At 61.9% G+C, this 17,008-nt stretch carries 15 protein-coding genes; 9 read left to right on the forward strand and 6 right to left on the reverse strand.

The window, feature by feature from the left end:
* Positions 1-107 precede the first annotated feature (107 nt).
* On the reverse strand, positions 108-824 hold the full coding sequence (locus J3P76_RS04235; protein ID WP_434607781.1) for an SIMPL domain-containing protein: 717 nt from the start codon (positions 822-824) through the stop codon (positions 108-110).
* 343 nt (positions 825-1,167) lie between these two features.
* Here J3P76_RS04235 and J3P76_RS04240 point away from each other — a divergent pair, with 343 nt between their 5' ends.
* From J3P76_RS04240 to J3P76_RS04255, 4 genes are all read left to right on the forward strand, one after another.
* Complete coding sequence (locus J3P76_RS04240; protein ID WP_420765538.1) at positions 1,168-2,430, forward strand: ATP-binding protein; 1,263 nt, start codon at positions 1,168-1,170, stop codon at positions 2,428-2,430.
* Positions 2,423-2,983, forward strand: a complete 561-nt coding sequence (locus J3P76_RS04245; RefSeq protein WP_003177957.1) for a response regulator transcription factor — start codon at positions 2,423-2,425, stop codon at positions 2,981-2,983. The genes J3P76_RS04240 and J3P76_RS04245 overlap by 8 nt, the downstream gene beginning before the upstream one ends.
* 90 nt (positions 2,984-3,073) lie before the next feature.
* On the forward strand, positions 3,074-4,801 hold the full coding sequence (locus J3P76_RS04250) for an ABC transporter ATP-binding protein/permease (RefSeq protein ID WP_420765537.1): 1,728 nt from the start codon (positions 3,074-3,076) through the stop codon (positions 4,799-4,801).
* A gap of 255 nt (positions 4,802-5,056) precedes the next feature.
* Entirely contained in the window at positions 5,057-5,803 is a 747-nt protein-coding gene (locus J3P76_RS04255; RefSeq protein WP_420765536.1) for a FadR/GntR family transcriptional regulator, read from the forward strand.
* A gap of 192 nt (positions 5,804-5,995) precedes the next feature.
* Here the strand turns inward: J3P76_RS04255 and J3P76_RS04260 are convergent, their stop codons facing one another.
* Positions 5,996-6,379: a hypothetical protein gene (locus J3P76_RS04260; RefSeq protein WP_434607778.1), complete on the reverse strand. Its 384-nt coding sequence runs from the start codon at positions 6,377-6,379 to the stop codon at positions 5,996-5,998.
* A 371-nt stretch (positions 6,380-6,750) separates the two neighbouring features.
* Between J3P76_RS04260 and kdgD the strand changes: the two genes are divergently transcribed.
* The 5 genes from kdgD (at position 6,751) to J3P76_RS04285 (ending at position 13,375) form a co-directional block, all read left to right on the forward strand.
* The gene (kdgD, locus tag J3P76_RS04265; RefSeq protein WP_186613371.1) at positions 6,751-7,662 is read left to right on the forward strand and encodes a 5-dehydro-4-deoxyglucarate dehydratase; all 912 of its coding nucleotides are present in this window, start codon (positions 6,751-6,753) and stop codon (positions 7,660-7,662) included.
* A gap of 128 nt (positions 7,663-7,790) precedes the next feature.
* Positions 7,791-9,236, forward strand: coding sequence for an aldehyde dehydrogenase family protein (locus J3P76_RS04270; protein ID WP_434648955.1), 1,446 nt, complete (start codon positions 7,791-7,793; stop codon positions 9,234-9,236).
* A gap of 85 nt (positions 9,237-9,321) precedes the next feature.
* Complete coding sequence (locus J3P76_RS04275; protein WP_434560659.1) at positions 9,322-10,686, forward strand: MFS transporter; 1,365 nt, start codon at positions 9,322-9,324, stop codon at positions 10,684-10,686.
* 12 nt (positions 10,687-10,698) lie between these two features.
* On the forward strand, positions 10,699-12,252 hold the full coding sequence (gene garD / locus J3P76_RS04280; protein ID WP_434701580.1) for a galactarate dehydratase: 1,554 nt from the start codon (positions 10,699-10,701) through the stop codon (positions 12,250-12,252).
* 181 nt (positions 12,253-12,433) lie between these two features.
* On the forward strand, positions 12,434-13,375 hold the full coding sequence (locus J3P76_RS04285) for an AEC family transporter (RefSeq protein ID WP_434607773.1): 942 nt from the start codon (positions 12,434-12,436) through the stop codon (positions 13,373-13,375).
* Between the two features lie 136 nt (positions 13,376-13,511).
* Here J3P76_RS04285 and J3P76_RS04290 read toward each other — a convergent pair whose 3' ends face one another.
* The 4 genes from J3P76_RS04290 to gatB all read right to left on the reverse strand — a co-directional run bounded on the left by J3P76_RS04290 (position 13,512) and on the right by gatB (position 17,007).
* Positions 13,512-13,892 (reverse strand): carboxymuconolactone decarboxylase family protein, encoded by a 381-nt coding sequence (locus J3P76_RS04290; RefSeq protein WP_420765530.1) that lies wholly within the window; start codon positions 13,890-13,892, stop codon positions 13,512-13,514.
* Entirely contained in the window at positions 13,889-14,950 is a 1,062-nt protein-coding gene (locus J3P76_RS04295) for a calcium/sodium antiporter (RefSeq protein ID WP_434702019.1), read from the reverse strand. The genes J3P76_RS04290 and J3P76_RS04295 overlap by 4 nt, the downstream gene beginning before the upstream one ends.
* A 49-nt stretch (positions 14,951-14,999) precedes the next feature.
* The gene (locus J3P76_RS04300) at positions 15,000-15,377 is read right to left on the reverse strand and encodes a septal ring lytic transglycosylase RlpA family protein (protein WP_420765529.1); all 378 of its coding nucleotides are present in this window, start codon (positions 15,375-15,377) and stop codon (positions 15,000-15,002) included.
* Positions 15,378-15,561: 184 nt separating this feature from the next.
* Positions 15,562-17,007, reverse strand: coding sequence for an Asp-tRNA(Asn)/Glu-tRNA(Gln) amidotransferase subunit GatB (gene gatB, locus J3P76_RS04305; RefSeq protein ID WP_434560651.1), 1,446 nt, complete (start codon positions 17,005-17,007; stop codon positions 15,562-15,564).
* Position 17,008 lies beyond the last annotated feature (1 nt).

Genomic DNA, 17,008 nt, shown 5'->3' on the forward strand with positions numbered 1-17,008 from the left:
TTGGGGCCGCTGCGCAGCCCAGCGGGAGCAAGCTCCCTCGCCACGGAGTTTTTGTCGCTCGGCTTCGGTGGTTCAGTCAGTAAAATTAACTGAACCACCGCCGATCATCACTGCATCAACACCTCAACAACCCCATCCGCCGTCATCGTCACTTTGCTGGTGCCTGCTTCCACTTCCGGCGTGACCGACTCGGCATCCATGGACGCCGCTTTCATCATCATCTGCGGGCGCATGTACGGTTGTGGATAACCGTTGGTGTTGAAGTTCAGGTTGACGATCTTGTAACCCTTGCCGCCCAAGGCTTCGGTGGCGAGTTGGGCGCGGGCCTTGAAGGCGTTGACGGCGTCCTTGAGCAGGGCGTCTTCGCTGGTCTGGCGGGTGGCGGTGGCGATGGCGAAGTCCATGCCGGCCATTTTCATGTCGGTGAGCAACTCGCCGGTGAGTTTGGACAGGGCGGCGAAGTCGGCGCTTTCCAGGCGCAGCTCGGCGCGTTCGCGCCAGCCGGTGATCTTCTGACCCTTGTTATCGTAGACCGGGTAGCTGTTGCGGCTGCCTTGGCGCAAGTTGATGTCCTTGACCTGCTTGGCCTGGCCAATGGCTTTGTTCAGTGTGGTGCTGACGGTGGCCGCGAGTTTGGCCGGGTCGGTGTTCTGTTCCTCGGTGTAGAGGGTGACGATCATCAGGTCGCGGGCCACTTCCTGGCTGGCTTCGGCGCGCAGGGATATCTGGTTGTAATGAAGCTCATCGGCGGCCACGGCCGGCAGGCTGGCGACGGTGCCGAGGCTGAGGGCGAGCAGGGCGGCGGGGCGACTGAACGTGTGCATGAAAGCTCCTTGGGATGATGCGCAGGGGTAGGTTCCGGGCCTGCGTGAACGATAAGACTCTAGCGTTTATGGTGCGGTTCGCACAGTTACAACTTCTATACAGATTGCGGCCCAGTGGCTTTTCGTGGCGAGGGAGCTTGCTCCCGCTCGGCTGCGCAGCAGTCGTAATCTTTTGGGCCTGCTGCGCCCGAAGCGTCGGACCGGTCCAGCGGGAGCAAGCTCCCTCGCCACAGGGGGCTATGTAGCGTCCAAAGCTGTGGCGCTTTGCCGCATATCCGCCGCTGCAAGCCCTGCCTTGGTTATACTCCATGCGATCCGCCTGGAGCGCTCATCAGGAGAGCTCATGCTCGCCCCTTTGCAAATGACTTCCGCTTCGCGCCAGAACCTATGGCGCCTGACGTTTATCCGCATTCTGGTCCTCGCAGCCCAGGCCGGCTCGGTGGGGCTTGCCTATTGGTTCGACCTGCTGCCGCTGCCTTGGCTGCAACTGGCAATCACGCTGGTCTTTTCCAGCGTACTTTGCGCGTTGACTGCGATTCGCCTGCGCACCTCATGGCCAGTGACCGAACTTGAATACGCTGTGCAACTGGCCTGCGACCTGTTTATCCACAGCGCGCTGCTGTATTTCTCCGGCGGCTCCACCAATCCTTTCGTCTCTTATTACCTGGTGCCGCTGACCATCGCCGCCGTGACACTGCCGTGGCGTTTTTCGCTGATCCTGTCCGGCATCGCCCTGGCGCTGTACACCTTGTTGCTGGCGCGCTTCTATCCGCTGGAAACCTTCCCCATCGCCCGGGAAAACCTGCAGATCTACGGCATGTGGCTGAGCTTCGCCCTGGCGGCTGCGGTCATCACCTTTTTTGCCGCGCGCATGGCCGAAGAATTGCGTCGCCAGGAAGAGTTGCGCGCGATCCGTCGTGAAGAAGGCCTGCGGGACGAGCAACTGCTGGCCGTGGCGACCCAGGCCGCCGGCGCTGCCCATGAACTGGGCACGCCGCTGGCGACCATGAGCGTGCTGCTCAAGGAAATGCGCCAGGACCATAAAGACCCGGCGTTGCAAGAAGACCTCAGTGTGCTGCAAGACCAGGTCAAGCTCTGCAAGGAAACCCTGCAATACCTGGTGCGCGCCGCCGAGGCCAACCGCCGGCTGGACATCGACATGCAGGCGGTCACGTTCTGGCTCGACGATGCCCTGAACCGTTGGCACCTGATGCGCCCCGAAGCCAGTTATCGCTTCCAGTGCCTGGGCAAGGGCACGGTGCCGCGCATGGCGCCGCCGCCGGACTTGACCCAGGCCTTGCTGAACCTGCTGAACAATGCCGCCGACGCCTGCCCGGAAAACTTGGAAGTGGTGCTGGACTGGGACGCCTATGAACTGACGATCTGTATTCGCGATCACGGCGCCGGTGTGCCGCTGGCGATTGCCGAGCAGATCGGCAAACCGTTTTTCACGACCAAGGGCAAGGGTTTCGGCCTGGGCCTGTTTTTGAGCAAGGCCAGCGTGACACGCGCCGGCGGCTCGGTGAAACTCTACCCCCATGAGGAAGGCGGTACGCTCACCGAGCTGCGCCTGCCCCATGCCGACCGAGGAGACGAATATGAGTGACGAGATCCAAGTCGACGGCGAAGAACTGCCGCACCTGCTGCTGGTGGATGACGACGCCACCTTTACCCGCGTCATGGCCCGGGCCATGTCCCGTCGCGGTTTTCGGGTCAGCACCGCCGGTTCCGCCGAAGAGGGCCTGACCATCGCCCAGGCCGACCTGCCGGACTACGCCGCCCTCGACCTGAAAATGGACGGCGACTCCGGCCTGGTGCTGCTGCCCAAGCTGCTGGAGCTGGACCCGGAGATGCGCGTGGTGATCCTCACCGGTTATTCGAGCATTGCCACCGCGGTCGAGGCCATCAAGCGCGGCGCGTGCAACTACCTGTGCAAACCGGCGGATGCCGACGATGTGCTGGCGGCGCTGCTGTCCGAGCACGCCGACCTCGATACCCTGGTGCCGGAAAACCCCATGTCGGTGGATCGCCTGCAATGGGAACACATCCAGCGGGTGCTGACTGAGCACGAAGGCAATATTTCCGCCACGGCTCGTGCCTTGGGCATGCACCGGCGGACCTTGCAGCGCAAATTGCAGAAGCGTCCGGTGCGTCGCTGAACCTGCGCTGAACGAATGCTGTCCCTCTCGCGACAGATCGGGCCGTTGCTCTATCATCGGCCCGAGTTATTCCTTTATTGAGCCTTAACCATGAATCAGAACGCTGAATATTCCGCGGTCAATGACGCGGTGCGCGGCCATTTTTTGCGCCGTGTCTGGCAGATGACCACGCCATACTGGCGCAGTGAGGAGAAGGGCAAGGCCTGGACGCTATTGATCGCCGTGATCGCGCTGTCGTTGTTCAGCGTGGCGATTTCGGTGTGGGTCAACAGTTGGTACAGGGATTTCTACAACGCCCTGCAAGAAAAGGACACCGTGGCATTCTGGCGGTTGATCCTGTACTTCTGCGGCATCGCGGCGGTAGCGATCCTGGGGGCGGTGTACCGCTTGTACCTCACGCAAATGCTCACCATCCGCTGGCGGGCCTGGCTCACCGAGCAGCATTTCGCCCGCTGGCTCAACAACAAGAACTACTACCGGCTGGAGCAGGGTGGCTACACGGACAACCCCGACCAGCGGATTTCCGAAGACCTCAACAGTTTTACCAGCAACACGCTGGAGCTGGGCCTGGGGCTGCTTCGCACGGTGGTCAGCCTGGTGTCGTTCTCGATTATCCTGTGGGGCGTGTCTGGCAGCATCGAGGTGTTCGGCTACACCATCCCTGGCTATATGTTCTGGTGCGCGTTGGTCTATGCGGCGGTGGGCAGTTGGCTGACGCACCTGATCGGCCGTCGCCTGATCGGTCTGAACAACAACCAGCAGCGCTTCGAAGCCGACCTGCGTTTCTCCATGGTGCGGGTGCGCGAGAACGCCGAGAGCATCGCGCTCTATGGCGGCGAGCCTAATGAGAATCGTCGCTTGAGTGGTCGTTTCGGCCTGGTCTGGCACAACTTCTGGGACATCATGCGGGTGTCCAAGCGCCTGACATTCTTTACGTCCGGCTACGGCCAGATCGCAATCATTTTCCCATTCATCGTCGCCGCGCCGCGTTATTTCGCGGGCAAGATCCAACTGGGCGAGCTCATGCAGATCAACTCGGCGTTCGGTAATGTGCAGGAGAATTTCAGTTGGTTCATTACCGCCTACGCCAACCTCGCCGCGTGGCGCGCCACCTGTGACCGTCTGCTGAGTTTCCGCCAGGCGATGAGCGACAACGAAGAGCGCGTGCCGGCCATTGATGTACAGAGCCAGGGCAACGAGCTGAAGGTCCACGATCTCGGGCTGGACCTGAACGATGGTCGGCATCTGCTGACCCATGGCGAACTGAGCGTGGAGCCGGGCGAGCGGGTGATGCTCAGTGGTCGCTCCGGCAGCGGCAAGTCAACGTTGCTGCGGGCGATGGGGCATTTGTGGCCTGCGGGGCATGGCAGCATTCTCCTGCCCTCGGCGCGTTATCTGTTCCTGCCGCAAAAGCCCTACTTGCCGATTGGCAGCCTGCGGGAAGTGCTGAGTTACCCACAGGCGGGCGATGTCTACCCCAACGAACGTTATGCACAGGTGCTCGAAACCTGTCGCCTGCCGCACCTGGTGGCGCGGTTGGATGAAAGCAACCACTGGCAGCGCATGCTCTCGCCCGGCGAGCAACAACGCCTGGCCTTTGCCCGTGCGTTGCTTTACGCGCCACTGTGGTTGTACATGGACGAAGCGACTTCGGCGATGGATGAAGAAGACGAGGCGACGTTGTACCAGGCGCTGATCGACCAGTTGCCAGGCCTGAGCATTGTCAGTGTCGGGCACCGAAGCAGCTTGAAACGTTTCCATCCGCGACATGTGCGTATCGAAAATGGCCAACTGGTGGAGCAGGCCGTGACCGCTTGATTGTCATTGTCGAACGCTGTTGTGGCGAGGGGATTTATCCCCGCTGGGCGCGAAGCGCCCCTTTCAAATCAACGGTCTCGATATTGAGTCTGCCAATAGACCAAGGGGCTGCTACGCAGCCCAGCGGGGATAAATCCCCTCGCCACAGCGATGCATGGCAGTAACCTTTGAAAAGGCCCACCAGTGAGCACGGTGATCGTACAACCACGTTGCGCTATGATGCATACTTAGCCGCCTGTCAGATAGAGACACACCATGGAAAACCCGATCAACGTCCCACGCCTTCCCCGCAAGCGCCGCAGCCTGGCGCAGGAGCTGGTGACGGTGCTGACCGAGCAGATTCGCGACGGCCTGCTCAAGCGTGGCGATAAGTTGCCCACCGAGTCGGCGATCATGGAGGCCCATGGCGTCAGCCGCACGGTGGTGCGCGAGGCAATTTCCCGTTTGCAGGCGGCCGGCCAGGTTGAAACCCGCCATGGCATCGGCACCTTCGTGCTGGACACGCCCAGCCCGAGCGGCTTTCGCATCGACCCGGCGACGGTGGTCACGCTGCGCGATGTGCTGGCGATCCTGGAGTTGCGCATCAGCCTGGAAGTGGAATCCGCCGGGCTCGCGGCGCAGCGCCGCAGCGATGAGCAACTGTCGGCGATGCGGGCGGCGCTCGATGCCTTGAACGAAAGCGCGGCCCACGCCAGCGACGCGGTGGCCTCGGACTTCGCCTTCCATCTGGAAATCGCCCTGTCCACCGGCAACCGTTACTTCACCGACATCATGACCCACTTGGGCACCAGCATCATCCCGCGCACCCGGCTGAACTCGGCGCGCCTGGCCCATGACGACCAACAGCACTACATGGATCGACTGAGTCGCGAGCACGAGGAAATCTACGAGGCCATCGCTCGCCAGGATTCCGATGCGGCCCGTGCGGCCATGCGTTTGCACCTGACCAACAGCCGCGAGCGGCTGCGCCAGGCCCATGAAGAGGCGCAGGCGCAGGGCTGAAAGTCGCTCACTGCTAGGGCGCCGAGGATGCTGTTGTGGCGAGGGAGCTTGCTCCCGCTGGGCTGCGAAGCGGCCCCAGGTTGATGGCGGTTGCTGCGCAACCGAGCGGGAGCAAGCTCCCTCGCCACAACGGTGCTTTGTTTGACTTCGGATCTTTGTGTCGACCTTACGTGCAGGTATGTGGACAATAACTTACGGCTCGATCTTCAGCCTTATCGGCTTGGAGTACCTGTATTCCTCCGACTCACCATATGTCTGATAGCGCAGTTGGACCTCTTCGCCTAAGTACTTTTTCAGTGCCTCCTTGGGCAGAGTCATCACAGTGTTCTCGGTTTTTTGCTGGGGATTTTCAGGGTCCGTGAAGTCCACCAATGATCCACGTTCTCCCGTCCACCCAGGTTTTTCCCCATCGGGAGCGAGTATCAAAAAGGCATCGTCGTATAGAGGTACTTTTTGCTTTCCCGCAATCACAACGGTGAGTCCACTTTCTTGCATCGCTGACAGGCTGATGTTGACCGTCCCTGTGGATGGGTTTTCTGGATAGTTCTGAACGGTTGGCTTCGCATATATTTCCATGATGTCACTCCTTGTGAGGCAGCCCTGATCGTCGCGTACGGGCGACTCACTTAAAAGATTGTGAAAAGGGACTACGGCCGTGTCCAGCACAGCCATGTCTGGTTATGCCCCCATGCAGTAACGACGCCTACTGACAGAGTTGACAGTGGCGACGAGCGGTCGTGGAGGCCCGGCCAGCAAGTTTCATCCGTCTCCCAATCACGCCCAAAGCCCCGGTTTACAAGGCCTCGCGCGGAACACCCCAACCCCGACACCCGACAAAAGACGAAATACAGTTGACGCCCACATTTTAAGTTGTACGATGACCTACAACTTCACATGAAGCTGAACCATTTCCACAACACAACATTTGCGTCCAGGGTGTTCGAATAATGAATCCACAAGAACTGAAGTCCATCCTCTCGTCGGGCCTGCTGTCGTTCCCGGTTACCGATTTCACTGCCAATGGCGATTTCAATCGCGACAGCTACATCAAGCGCCTCGAGTGGCTGGCCCCGTACGGCGCCTCTGCATTGTTCGCGGCGGGCGGCACCGGTGAATTCTTCTCCCTGGCCGCCAGTGAGTATTCGCAAGTCATCAAGACTGCCGTCGATACCTGCGCCACCAGCGTGCCAATCCTCGCCGGCGTCGGCGGTGCCACCCGCCAGGCTATCGAATACGCTCAGGAAGCCGAGCGCCTGGGCGCCAAGGGTCTGTTGCTGCTGCCGCACTACCTGACCGAAGCCAGCCAGGACGGCGTTGCCGCCCACGTTGAAGCCGTGTGCAAATCGGTGAAGATCGGCGTGGTGGTGTACAACCGCAACGTCTGCCGCCTGAACGCGACCCAGCTGGAACAACTGGCCGAGCGCTGCCCGAACCTGATCGGCTACAAGGACGGCCTGGGCGACATCGAACTGATGGTGTCGATCCGTCGTCGCCTCGGCGACCGTTTCAGCTACCTGGGCGGCCTGCCGACCGCTGAAGTCTACGCCGCGGCCTACAAGGCCCTGGGCGTGCCGGTCTACTCCTCGGCGGTGTTCAACTTCATCCCGAAAACCGCGATGGACTTCTACCACGCCATTGCCCGCGAAGATCACGAGACTGTCGGCAAGATCATCGACGACTTCTTCCTGCCATACCTGGACATCCGCAACCGCAAGGCGGGTTACGCGGTGAGCATCGTCAAGGCCGGCGCGAAGATCGTTGGTTATGACGCGGGCCCAGTGCGCACGCCGCTGACCGACCTGCTGCCAGAAGAGTACGAAGCCCTGGCCGCGCTGATCGACAAGCAAGGCAAGCAGTAACAGACCCGACAAGGCCGCTGAGCAATCAGCGGCTTTTTGCGTAAGGCTTGATCGTTTCCACGTGCGCGTGGAAACGCAGCCAGGGACGCCCTGCGTTCCTAGACAGCTTTTGTGAGAGGAGAAGCTCCGTGGCAGATGCAAAGCGTTTCGATAACTACATCAACGGTGAGTGGGTGGCCGGTGCTGACTATTGCACCAACATCAACCCGTCTGACTTGTCCGACGTCATCGGTGAATACGCCAAGGCTGACGCAGCGCAAGTCAACGCCGCCATCGAAGCCGCCCGTGCCGCGTTCCCGGCCTGGTCGACCTCGGGCATCCAGGCCCGTCACGATGCGCTGGACAAAGTCGGCAGCGAAATTCTCGCCCGTCGCGAAGAGCTTGGCCAACTGCTGGCCCGGGAAGAGGGTAAGACCCTGCCCGAAGCCATCGGCGAAGTAACCCGCGCCGGCAACATTTTCAAATTCTTCGCCGGTGAATGCCTGCGCCTGTCGGGCGACTACGTGCCGTCGGTGCGCCCGGGCGTCAACGTCGAAGTGACCCGCGAAGCCCTCGGCGTGGTTGGTCTGATCACTCCGTGGAACTTCCCGATCGCCATCCCTGCGTGGAAAATTGCCCCGGCCCTGGCCTACGGCAACTGCGTGGTGATCAAGCCCGCCGAGCTGGTGCCGGGCTGCGCCTGGGCCCTGGCCGAGATCATTTCCCGTGCCGGTTTCCCGGCCGGTGCGTTCAACCTGGTGATGGGCAGCGGCCGTGTGGTCGGTGACATTCTGGTCAACAGCCCGAAAGTCGATGGCATCAGCTTCACCGGTTCCGTGGGCGTCGGCCGGCAGATCGCGGTAAACTGCGTGGCGCGCCAAGCCAAGGTCCAGCTGGAAATGGGCGGCAAGAATCCGCAGATCATCCTCGACGACGCCGACCTCAAGCAGGCGGTCGAATTGGCGGTGCAGAGCGCGTTCTACTCCACCGGCCAGCGTTGCACGGCATCGAGCCGACTGATCGTCACTGCCGGTATCCACGACAAGTTCGTTGCCGCCATGGCCGAGCGCATGCAATCGATCAAGGTCGGTCACGCGCTGAAGGCTGGCACCGACATCGGCCCGGTCGTTTCCGAAGCCCAGCTCAACCAGGACTTGAAGTACATCGACATCGGCCAGAACGAAGGTGCGCGGCTGGTCAGCGGTGGTGGTGTAGTGACTTGCGACACCGAAGGTTACTTCCTGGCGCCGACCCTGTTCGCCGACAGCGAGGCTTCGATGCGCATCAGCCGCGAAGAGATCTTCGGCCCGGTGGCCAACGTCGTGCGCGTGGCTGACTACGAGGCGGCGCTGGCGATGGCCAACGACACCGAGTTCGGCTTGTCGGCCGGTATCGCCACCACGTCGTTGAAGTATGCCAACCACTTCAAGCGCCACTCCCAAGCAGGCATGGTGATGGTCAACCTGCCGACCGCCGGCGTGGATTACCATGTTCCGTTCGGTGGGCGCAAAGGTTCGTCCTACGGTTCGCGCGAGCAAGGTCGCTACGCGCAAGAGTTCTACACCGTGGTGAAGACCTCCTACATCGGCTCGTAATACGCAAGACCGGCCGGCGCCGGGCTCTGGCGCCGACCGTACAATTTGATTTCCCGCATAAAAATAAATAGTGGAAGTAGATTACATGCAAGAGACCAAGCCGACGCACGTCCGCTATTTGATCCTGCTCATGCTGTTTTTGGTGACGACGATCAACTATGCCGACCGCGCCACCATCGCCATCGCTGGTTCCAGCCTGCAAAAAGACCTCGGCATCGACGCCGTCACCCTCGGTTACATCTTCTCCGCTTTCGGCTGGGCCTACGTGGCCGGGCAGATTCCTGGCGGCTGGCTGCTCGACCGTTTCGGGTCGAAGAAAATCTATGCACTGAGCATTTTCACTTGGTCGCTGTTCACCGTGCTGCAGGGCTACGTCGGTGAGTTCGGCATGTCCACGGCGGTGGTTGCGCTGTTCATGCTGCGCTTTCTGGTCGGGCTGGCCGAAGCGCCTTCTTTCCCCGGCAACGCCCGTATCGTCGCGGCCTGGTTTCCCACCGCCGAACGTGGCACCGCCTCGGCGATCTTCAACTCGGCGCAGTATTTCGCCACCGTATTGTTCGCGCCGCTGATGGGCTGGATCGTCTACCGCTTCGGCTGGCAGCACGTGTTCATCGTCATGGGCGTGATCGGCATCGTGTTCTCGCTCGTCTGGCTGAAGGTCATCTACAGCCCGCGCCAGCACCCGATGATCAACGAGGCCGAGTTCAACCACATCGCTTCCAATGGCGCGATGGTCGACATGGACCAGGACAAGGGCAAGGAAAAGAAAGCCGACGGTCCGAAGTGGGATTACATCCGCCAACTGCTGACCAACCGCATGATGCTCGGCGTGTACCTGGGCCAGTACTGCATCAACGGCATCACCTATTTCTTCCTGACCTGGTTCCCGGTGTACCTGGTGCAGGAGCGCGGCATGACCATCCTCAAGGCCGGTTTCATCGCGTCCTTGCCGGCCATCTGCGGTTTCATTGGTGGCGTCCTCGGCGGGGTGATTTCCGACTACCTGCTGCGCAAGGGCCATTCGCTGACCTTCGCCCGCAAGGCGCCAATCATCGCCGGGCTGCTGGTGTCCAGCAGCATCGTGGCGTGCAACTACGTCGATATCGAATGGATGGTGGTGGGCTTCATGGCCCTGGCATTCTTCGGCAAGGGCGTGGGCGCATTGGGTTGGGCCGTGGTGTCCGACACGTCGCCAAAACAGATCGCCGGCTTGAGCGGTGGCCTGTTCAACACCTTCGGCAACCTGGCGTCGATTACCACGCCAATCGTCATCGGCTACATCATCAGCGCCACCGGTTCGTTCAAGTGGGCCCTGGTGTTCGTCGGTTGCAATGCGTTGGTGGCGGTGTTCAGCTATCTGGTCATCGTGGGCCCGATCAAGCGTGTGGTGCTCAAGGAGCCCACGGCCAGGGAAGCCGACCTATCCAGCCTGTCTGAAGCCAAATCCTGAGGAATGGCGTCCATGAATCTGATTGAACATGCCGATTCGCCCCGTTACATCCGCCTGCACGAGCGGGACAACGTGGTGATTGTTGTCAACGACCAGGGCGTACCCGCCGGGACCGAGTTCCCGGACGGCCTGGTCACCGTGGACTTCGTGCCACAGAGCCACAAGGTCACCCTGGTGGACATTCCCGAGGGTGGCGAGGTGATTCGCTACGGCCAGGTCATTGGCTACGCGCTGCAACCGATCCCTCGTGGCAGCTGGGTCAAGGAAGACCAATTGCGCATGCCCACCGCGCCACCCTTGGACAGCCTGCCGCTGTCCACCGATGTGCCGGCGGCGGATGCGCCACTGGAAGGCTACACCTTCGAGGGCTACCGCAACGCCGACGGCACCGTCGGCACGCGCAACATCCTGGGCATCACCACCACGGTGCAGTGCGTCACCGGGGTGCTGGACCATGCGGTCAAGCGCATCAAAGAAGAGCTGCTGTCCAAGTACCCGAACGTCGATGACGTGGTGGCGCTGACCCACAGCTATGGCTGCGGTGTGGCGATCACCGCCACCGACGCCTACATCCCGATCCGCACCGTGCGCAACCTGGCGCGCAACCCGAACCTGGGTGGCGAGGCGCTGGTGATCAGCCTGGGCTGCGAGAAATTGCAGGCCGGGCAGGTGATGCACGAAGGCGATAGCTCGGTGGACCTCAGCGAGCCATGGTTGTATCGCTTGCAGGATTCCAGCCACGGCTTTACCGAGATGATCGAGCAGATCATGGAGTTGGCCGAGACGCGCCTGAAGAAACTCGACCAGCGTCGGCGCGAAACCGTGCCCGCCTCGGAGCTGATCCTGGGCATGCAGTGCGGCGGCAGCGATGCGTTCTCCGGCATCACCGCCAACCCGGCCCTGGGCTACGCCTCGGACCTGTTGCTGCGGGCCGGTGCGACGGTGATGTTCTCTGAAGTCACCGAAGTGCGCGATGCGATCTACCTGCTGACCTCCCGGGCGCAAACCCAGGAAGTCGCCCAGCAACTGGTGCGCGAAATGGACTGGTACGACCGTTACCTGGCCAAGGGCGAGGCCGATCGCAGCGCCAACACCACGCCGGGCAACAAGAAGGGTGGGTTGTCGAACATCGTCGAGAAGTCCTTGGGCTCGATCGTCAAATCCGGCAGCAGCGCAATCAGCGGCGTGCTTGGCCCGGGTGAGCGCTTCAAGCAAAAGGGCCTGATCTTCTGCGCCACGCCGGCCAGCGACTTTGTCTGCGGCACGCTGCAACTGGCGGCGGGGATGAACCTGCACGTGTTCACTACCGGTCGGGGCACCCCGTACGGCTTGGCCATGGCGCCGGTGGTGAAGGTCTCGACCCGTACCGAACTGGCCCAGCGCTGGCCGGACCTGATCGACATCGACGCCGGCCGCATCGCCACCGGGCGCGCGACCATCGAAGAGTTGGGCTGGGAGCTGTTCCACTACTACCTGGACGTGGCCAGCGGCAAGAAACAGACCTGGGCCGAGCAGCACAAGTTGTTCAACGACATTACCTTGTTCAACCCGGCGCCGATTACCTGATCCGGCGCTGATCGCGAGCAGGCTCGCTCCCACAGGGATGTGGGGGTGAATGTGGATTCTGTTATCGCTGGAGATCCAATGTGGGAGCGAGCCTGCTCGCGAAGAGGCTCGACCAGACGCCAACGTCGTGAGTGGCTTATCATTAGCCACCTAACGACACCTCCTTCTCAAGGTCCTCGGCATGCTGGCAATTTTCCTCGAAACCCTGAACGTCACCGCGCCGGTGTTCGCCATGCTGTTTCTGGGGACGCTGCTCAAGCGCATCGGCTGGATCAACGACAACTTCATCCACATCGCCTCGTCGCTGGTGTTCAACGTCACCATGCCGGCGCTGTTGTTCCTTGGCATTCTGCACGCTGATTTGCACGCGGCTTTGCAGCCAGACCTGCTGATCTATTTCTCGATTGCCACCCTGGTGAGTTTCGCCATGGCCTGGGGCTGGGCGATCTGGCGTTGCCCGCGGGAGGATCGCGGGATCTACACCCAGGGCGCGTTTCGTGGCAACAACGGCGTGATCGGCCTGGCATTGGCCGCGAGCATGTATGGCGACTATGGGATTTCCCTGGGGGCGATTCTGGCGGCGCTGGTGATCCTGTTCTACAACACCCTGTCGACCATCGTGCTGGCGGTCTACAGCCCGGTGATCAAGTCCGACCCCTGGAGCATCTGCAAGAGCGTGATCAGCAACCCGCTGATCATCAGCGTGCTTGCCGCCGCGCCGTTCGCCTATTGGCGGATCGGCCTGCCGAACTGGTTCGAGACGTCGGCCAAGTATCTGTCCCAAATGACCTTGCCCCTGGCGCTGATCTGCATCGGCGGCACGCTGTCCCTGGCGGCCTTGCGCAAGAGCGGCAAGATGGCCCTGAGTTCGAGCCTGGTGAAGATGGTCGGCTTGCCGTTGGTGACTACTCTGGGCGCATGGTTGTGGGGTTTTCGCGGGGCGGAACTGGGGATCCTGTTTCTGTACTTCGGCAGCCCCACCGCCGCCGCCAGCTACGTCATGGCCCGCGCCGCGAATGGCAACCACGAGCTGGCGGCGGCGATCATCGTCATCACCACCTTGATGGCGGCGATTACCACCAACCTGGGGATCTTTGTGTTGCAGTGGGGTGGGTGGATCTAGCTTCAGGTTTGCAGCGTTCTATCGATCCTTTCGCGAGCAGGCTCGCTCCCACAGGGGATTTTCGGTGGGCACAAATCTTGTGTTCACCACCGGCCAAATGTGGGAGCGAGCCTGCTCGCGAAGGCGATCGCCCAATTCACTCAGGTTTTTGGTAACTATCGATCACTTCCTGCGCCGCCCGAAACGCATCGATCGCCGCTGGCACGCCCGCGTACACCGCGCAATGCAGCAACGCTTCGCGAATTTCTTCTACCGTGCAGCCATTGTTCAGCGCACCACGCACGTGGCCCTTGAGTTCCTGCGGGCACTTGAGGGCGGTGAGGGCGGCGAGGGTGATCAGGCTGCGGGTCTTCAGCGGCAGGCCTTCGCGGCTCCAGACGCTGCCCCAGGCATGTTCGTTCACGAAATCCTGCAGCGGCTGGGTGAATTCGGTGGCGCTGCCCAGGGCGCGGTCGACGAACGCATCGCCCATCACTTTGCGACGCATATCGAGGCCGGTCTTTGGATTGTCGGTCATGGCAAATCCCTCTTGTGGTGTTGGCGGCGCCAGGCGCGCAAGGAAGTGAACAGCAGAAACGCGAGCAGGGCCGGCAGCACGTAGAACAACATCAATCGTTCAAGCTGGCCGGCCAATGGCATGCCGGTGGTGAACGACACCACATGCAGCCCGTACGCCGTGTACAAGCCCAGGAACAGCAGCCCTTCGGCACGGGTGACGCGATAGCCGGAATAGAACACCGGCAGGCACAGCACCGCGACGCCAAGCATCACCGGCAGGTCGAAGGCCAGGGCATTGGGCGAGACCGAGAGCGGAGAGGGCGCGGCGAGGGCGGTCACGCCCAATACACCCAGAAGGTTGAACAGGTTGCTGCCGATTACGTTGCCTACTGCGATGTCCCGTTGACCCCGAAGGGCGGCGATCAACGAAGTGGCTAGCTCCGGCAGCGAGGTGCTCACGGCAACGATGGTCAGGCCGATGATGCGCTCGGACAACCCCAGGTCGGTCGCCACTTCCACCGCCGCGCCCAATAACAGGTTCCCGGCGAAGACCAGCATCGCCAGGCCCGAAACGATCATCACCAGGCTCTTGGGCCACGAACCATGGGCAACTGCGCCTCCCAGCGGATGTGGTCGCGCGGAGTGCCGGGACTGGCGCAGCAACAGGCCCAGGTACACCGCCAGGGCTACCAGCAGCAGGACGCCGTCGAGTCGGGTCAGTTCTTCGTTCCAGGCCAGCACGAACACCAGCAGGCTGGCGCCGATCATCAGCGGGATATCCAAGCGCACCAATTGACGCGAGACGCGCAGCGGAATGATCAGCGCCGACAGCCCGAGGGTGACGAGGATGTTGAAGGTACTGCTGCCGATCACACTCCCCACGGCGATGTCAGCGTTCTGTGCCAGGGTCGCTTGCAGGCTGACAGCCATTTGCGGTGCGCTGCTGCCGAATGCGACGACGGTCAGGCCGATAATCAGCGGCCGCACCTGCAAGCGTGCCGCCAGCCCCACGGCGGCACGCACCAGCAACTCGGCGCCGGCGACCAGCAACAGCAGGGCGCCACACAGTTCGATCAGGCTGAGCAGCGGTAAAGCATTGATCAGGGAAATGGCCGGGCTCCGTCTATCAGTCGTCGAGGGCTTGCACACGCACGCGCGCGGTACCGCTGCGCAGCATGCCCAATTGTTCGGCCGCGGCGCGGGACACATCGATCAGGCGCCCACGGGTATACGGGCCACGATCGTTGATACGGACCACGACGCTGTCGTTGTTTTTCAGGTTGGTGACTTTCACCCGGGTGCCGAACGGCAACTGGCGATGCGCGGCGGTCAGGCCGTGCTGGTCGAAGCGCTCGCCGCTGGCGGTACGCTTGCCATGGTGCCTGGAGCCGTAATAGGAGGCGACGCCGGTCTGGTCGTAGCCGTGTGGATCGACCGTCCCGCTCTGGCTGGCGCAACCGGCCAGCAGGGACAGCAGGGCGCAGGCGCCGAGGAGACGCTTCATGTAGGGGGTTCCACATCAGTGTGGTTGTGAAAATTATTGTGGCGAGGGAGCTTGCTCCCGCTGGGTCGCGGAGCGACCCCCAACAATCTGTTGCCAGACACAGGGGGCTGCTGCGCAGCCCAGCGGGAGCAAGCTCCCTCGCCACGGGGGATCGAGCCAGACCGGAATACTGGCTCCATGGCAATCAGCCCTCGAGCTTGCTTTTCAGCAGTTCGTTGACTTGCTGAGGGTTGGCCTTGCCCTTGGAAGCTTTCATGGCCTGGCCGACGAAGAAGCCGAACATCTTGCCGCGCTTGGCTTCGTCCGCCGCACGGTATTGCTCGACCTGCTCGGCGTTGGCCGCGAGCACTTCATCGAGCACGGCGCTGATCGCACCGGTGTCGGTGACCTGCTTCAAGCCGCGCTTGTCGATGATCTCGTCGGCGCTGCCCTCACCATTGGCCATGGCTTCGAACACCATTTTGGCGATCTTGCCGGAAATGGTGTTGTCCTTGATCCGCAACAGCATGCCGCCCAGTTGCTCGGCCGAAACCGGCGACTCGTCGATTTCCAGGCCCTGCTTGTTCAACAGGCTGCCCAACTCGACCATCACCCAGTTGGCCGCCAGCTTGGCGTCGCCGCCGATGCTCACGACTTTCTCGAAGTAGTCGGCCTGTTCGCGGCTGGTGGCCAGGACGTTGGCGTCATAGCTCGACAGCCCGAACTGCGCCTGGAAGCGCTCGCGTTTCTGTGGCGGCAGTTCCGGCAGGGTGGCGCGTACTTCATCGAGGAACGAATGCTCGATGACCACCGGCAGCAGGTCCGGGTCGGGGAAGTAACGGTAGTCGTTGGCTTCTTCCTTGCTGCGCATCGGACGGGTCTCGTCCTTGTTCGGGTCGTACAGGCGGGTCTGCTGGATGACCTTGCCGCCGTCCTCGATCAGTTCGATCTGGCGTTGGATCTCGCTGTTGATCGCCTTTTCGATGAAGCGGAACGAGTTGACGTTCTTGATCTCGCAGCGGGTGCCGAACTCGGCCTGGCCTTTCGGACGGATCGACACGTTGCAGTCGCAACGCAGCGAGCCTTCGGCCATGTTGCCGTCGCAGATGCCCAGGTAGCGCACCAGGGCATGGATCGCCTTGACGTAAGCGACGGCTTCCTTGGCGCTGCGCATGTCCGGCTCTGAGACGATTTCCAGCAGCGGCGTGCCGGCGCGGTTCAGGTCGATGCCGGTAGCACCGTTGAATTCTTCGTGCAGGCTCTTGCCGGCGTCTTCTTCCAGGTGCGCGCGGGTGATACCGACGCGCTTGACCGTGCCGTCTTCCAGGGCGATGTCCAGGTGGCCCTTGCCGACGATCGGCAGCTCCATCTGGCTGATCTGGTAGCCCTTGGGCAGGTCCGGGTAGAAGTAGTTCTTGCGGGCGAACACGTTGTGCTGGCCGATCTCGGCGTCAATCGCCAGGCCGAACATCACCGCCATGCGCACCGCTTCGGCGTTGAGCACCGGCAATACGCCGGGCATGCCCAGGTCAACCAGGCTGGCCTGGGTGTTGGGCTCGGAACCGAAGGTGGTCGAGCTACCGGAAAAGATTTTCGACCGGGTGGTGAGCTGGGTATGAATCTCCAGCCCGATCACGACTTCCCATTGCATG

The organism is Pseudomonas sp. D1-36, from assembly GCF_051132205.1.
Lineage (GTDB): Bacteria > Pseudomonadota > Gammaproteobacteria > Pseudomonadales > Pseudomonadaceae > Aquipseudomonas.

Coding starts and splice junctions, on each gene's coding strand:
- J3P76_RS04235 (WP_434607781.1), bottom strand. CDS start 824: ATGCACACGTTCAGTCGCCCCGCCGCCCTGCTCGCCCTCAGCCTCGGC.
- J3P76_RS04240 (WP_420765538.1), top strand. CDS start 1,168: ATGCTCGCCCCTTTGCAAATGACTTCCGCTTCGCGCCAGAACCTATGG.
- J3P76_RS04245 (WP_003177957.1), top strand. CDS start 2,423: ATGAGTGACGAGATCCAAGTCGACGGCGAAGAACTGCCGCACCTGCTG.
- J3P76_RS04250 (WP_420765537.1), top strand. CDS start 3,074: ATGAATCAGAACGCTGAATATTCCGCGGTCAATGACGCGGTGCGCGGC.
- J3P76_RS04255 (WP_420765536.1), top strand. CDS start 5,057: ATGGAAAACCCGATCAACGTCCCACGCCTTCCCCGCAAGCGCCGCAGC.
- J3P76_RS04260 (WP_434607778.1), bottom strand. CDS start 6,379: ATGGAAATATATGCGAAGCCAACCGTTCAGAACTATCCAGAAAACCCA.
- kdgD (WP_186613371.1), top strand. CDS start 6,751: ATGAATCCACAAGAACTGAAGTCCATCCTCTCGTCGGGCCTGCTGTCG.
- J3P76_RS04275 (WP_434560659.1), top strand. CDS start 9,322: ATGCAAGAGACCAAGCCGACGCACGTCCGCTATTTGATCCTGCTCATG.
- garD (WP_434701580.1), top strand. CDS start 10,699: ATGAATCTGATTGAACATGCCGATTCGCCCCGTTACATCCGCCTGCAC.
- J3P76_RS04285 (WP_434607773.1), top strand. CDS start 12,434: ATGCTGGCAATTTTCCTCGAAACCCTGAACGTCACCGCGCCGGTGTTC.
- J3P76_RS04290 (WP_420765530.1), bottom strand. CDS start 13,892: ATGACCGACAATCCAAAGACCGGCCTCGATATGCGTCGCAAAGTGATG.
- J3P76_RS04300 (WP_420765529.1), bottom strand. CDS start 15,377: ATGAAGCGTCTCCTCGGCGCCTGCGCCCTGCTGTCCCTGCTGGCCGGT.
- gatB (WP_434560651.1), bottom strand. CDS start 17,007: ATGCAATGGGAAGTCGTGATCGGGCTGGAGATTCATACCCAGCTCACC.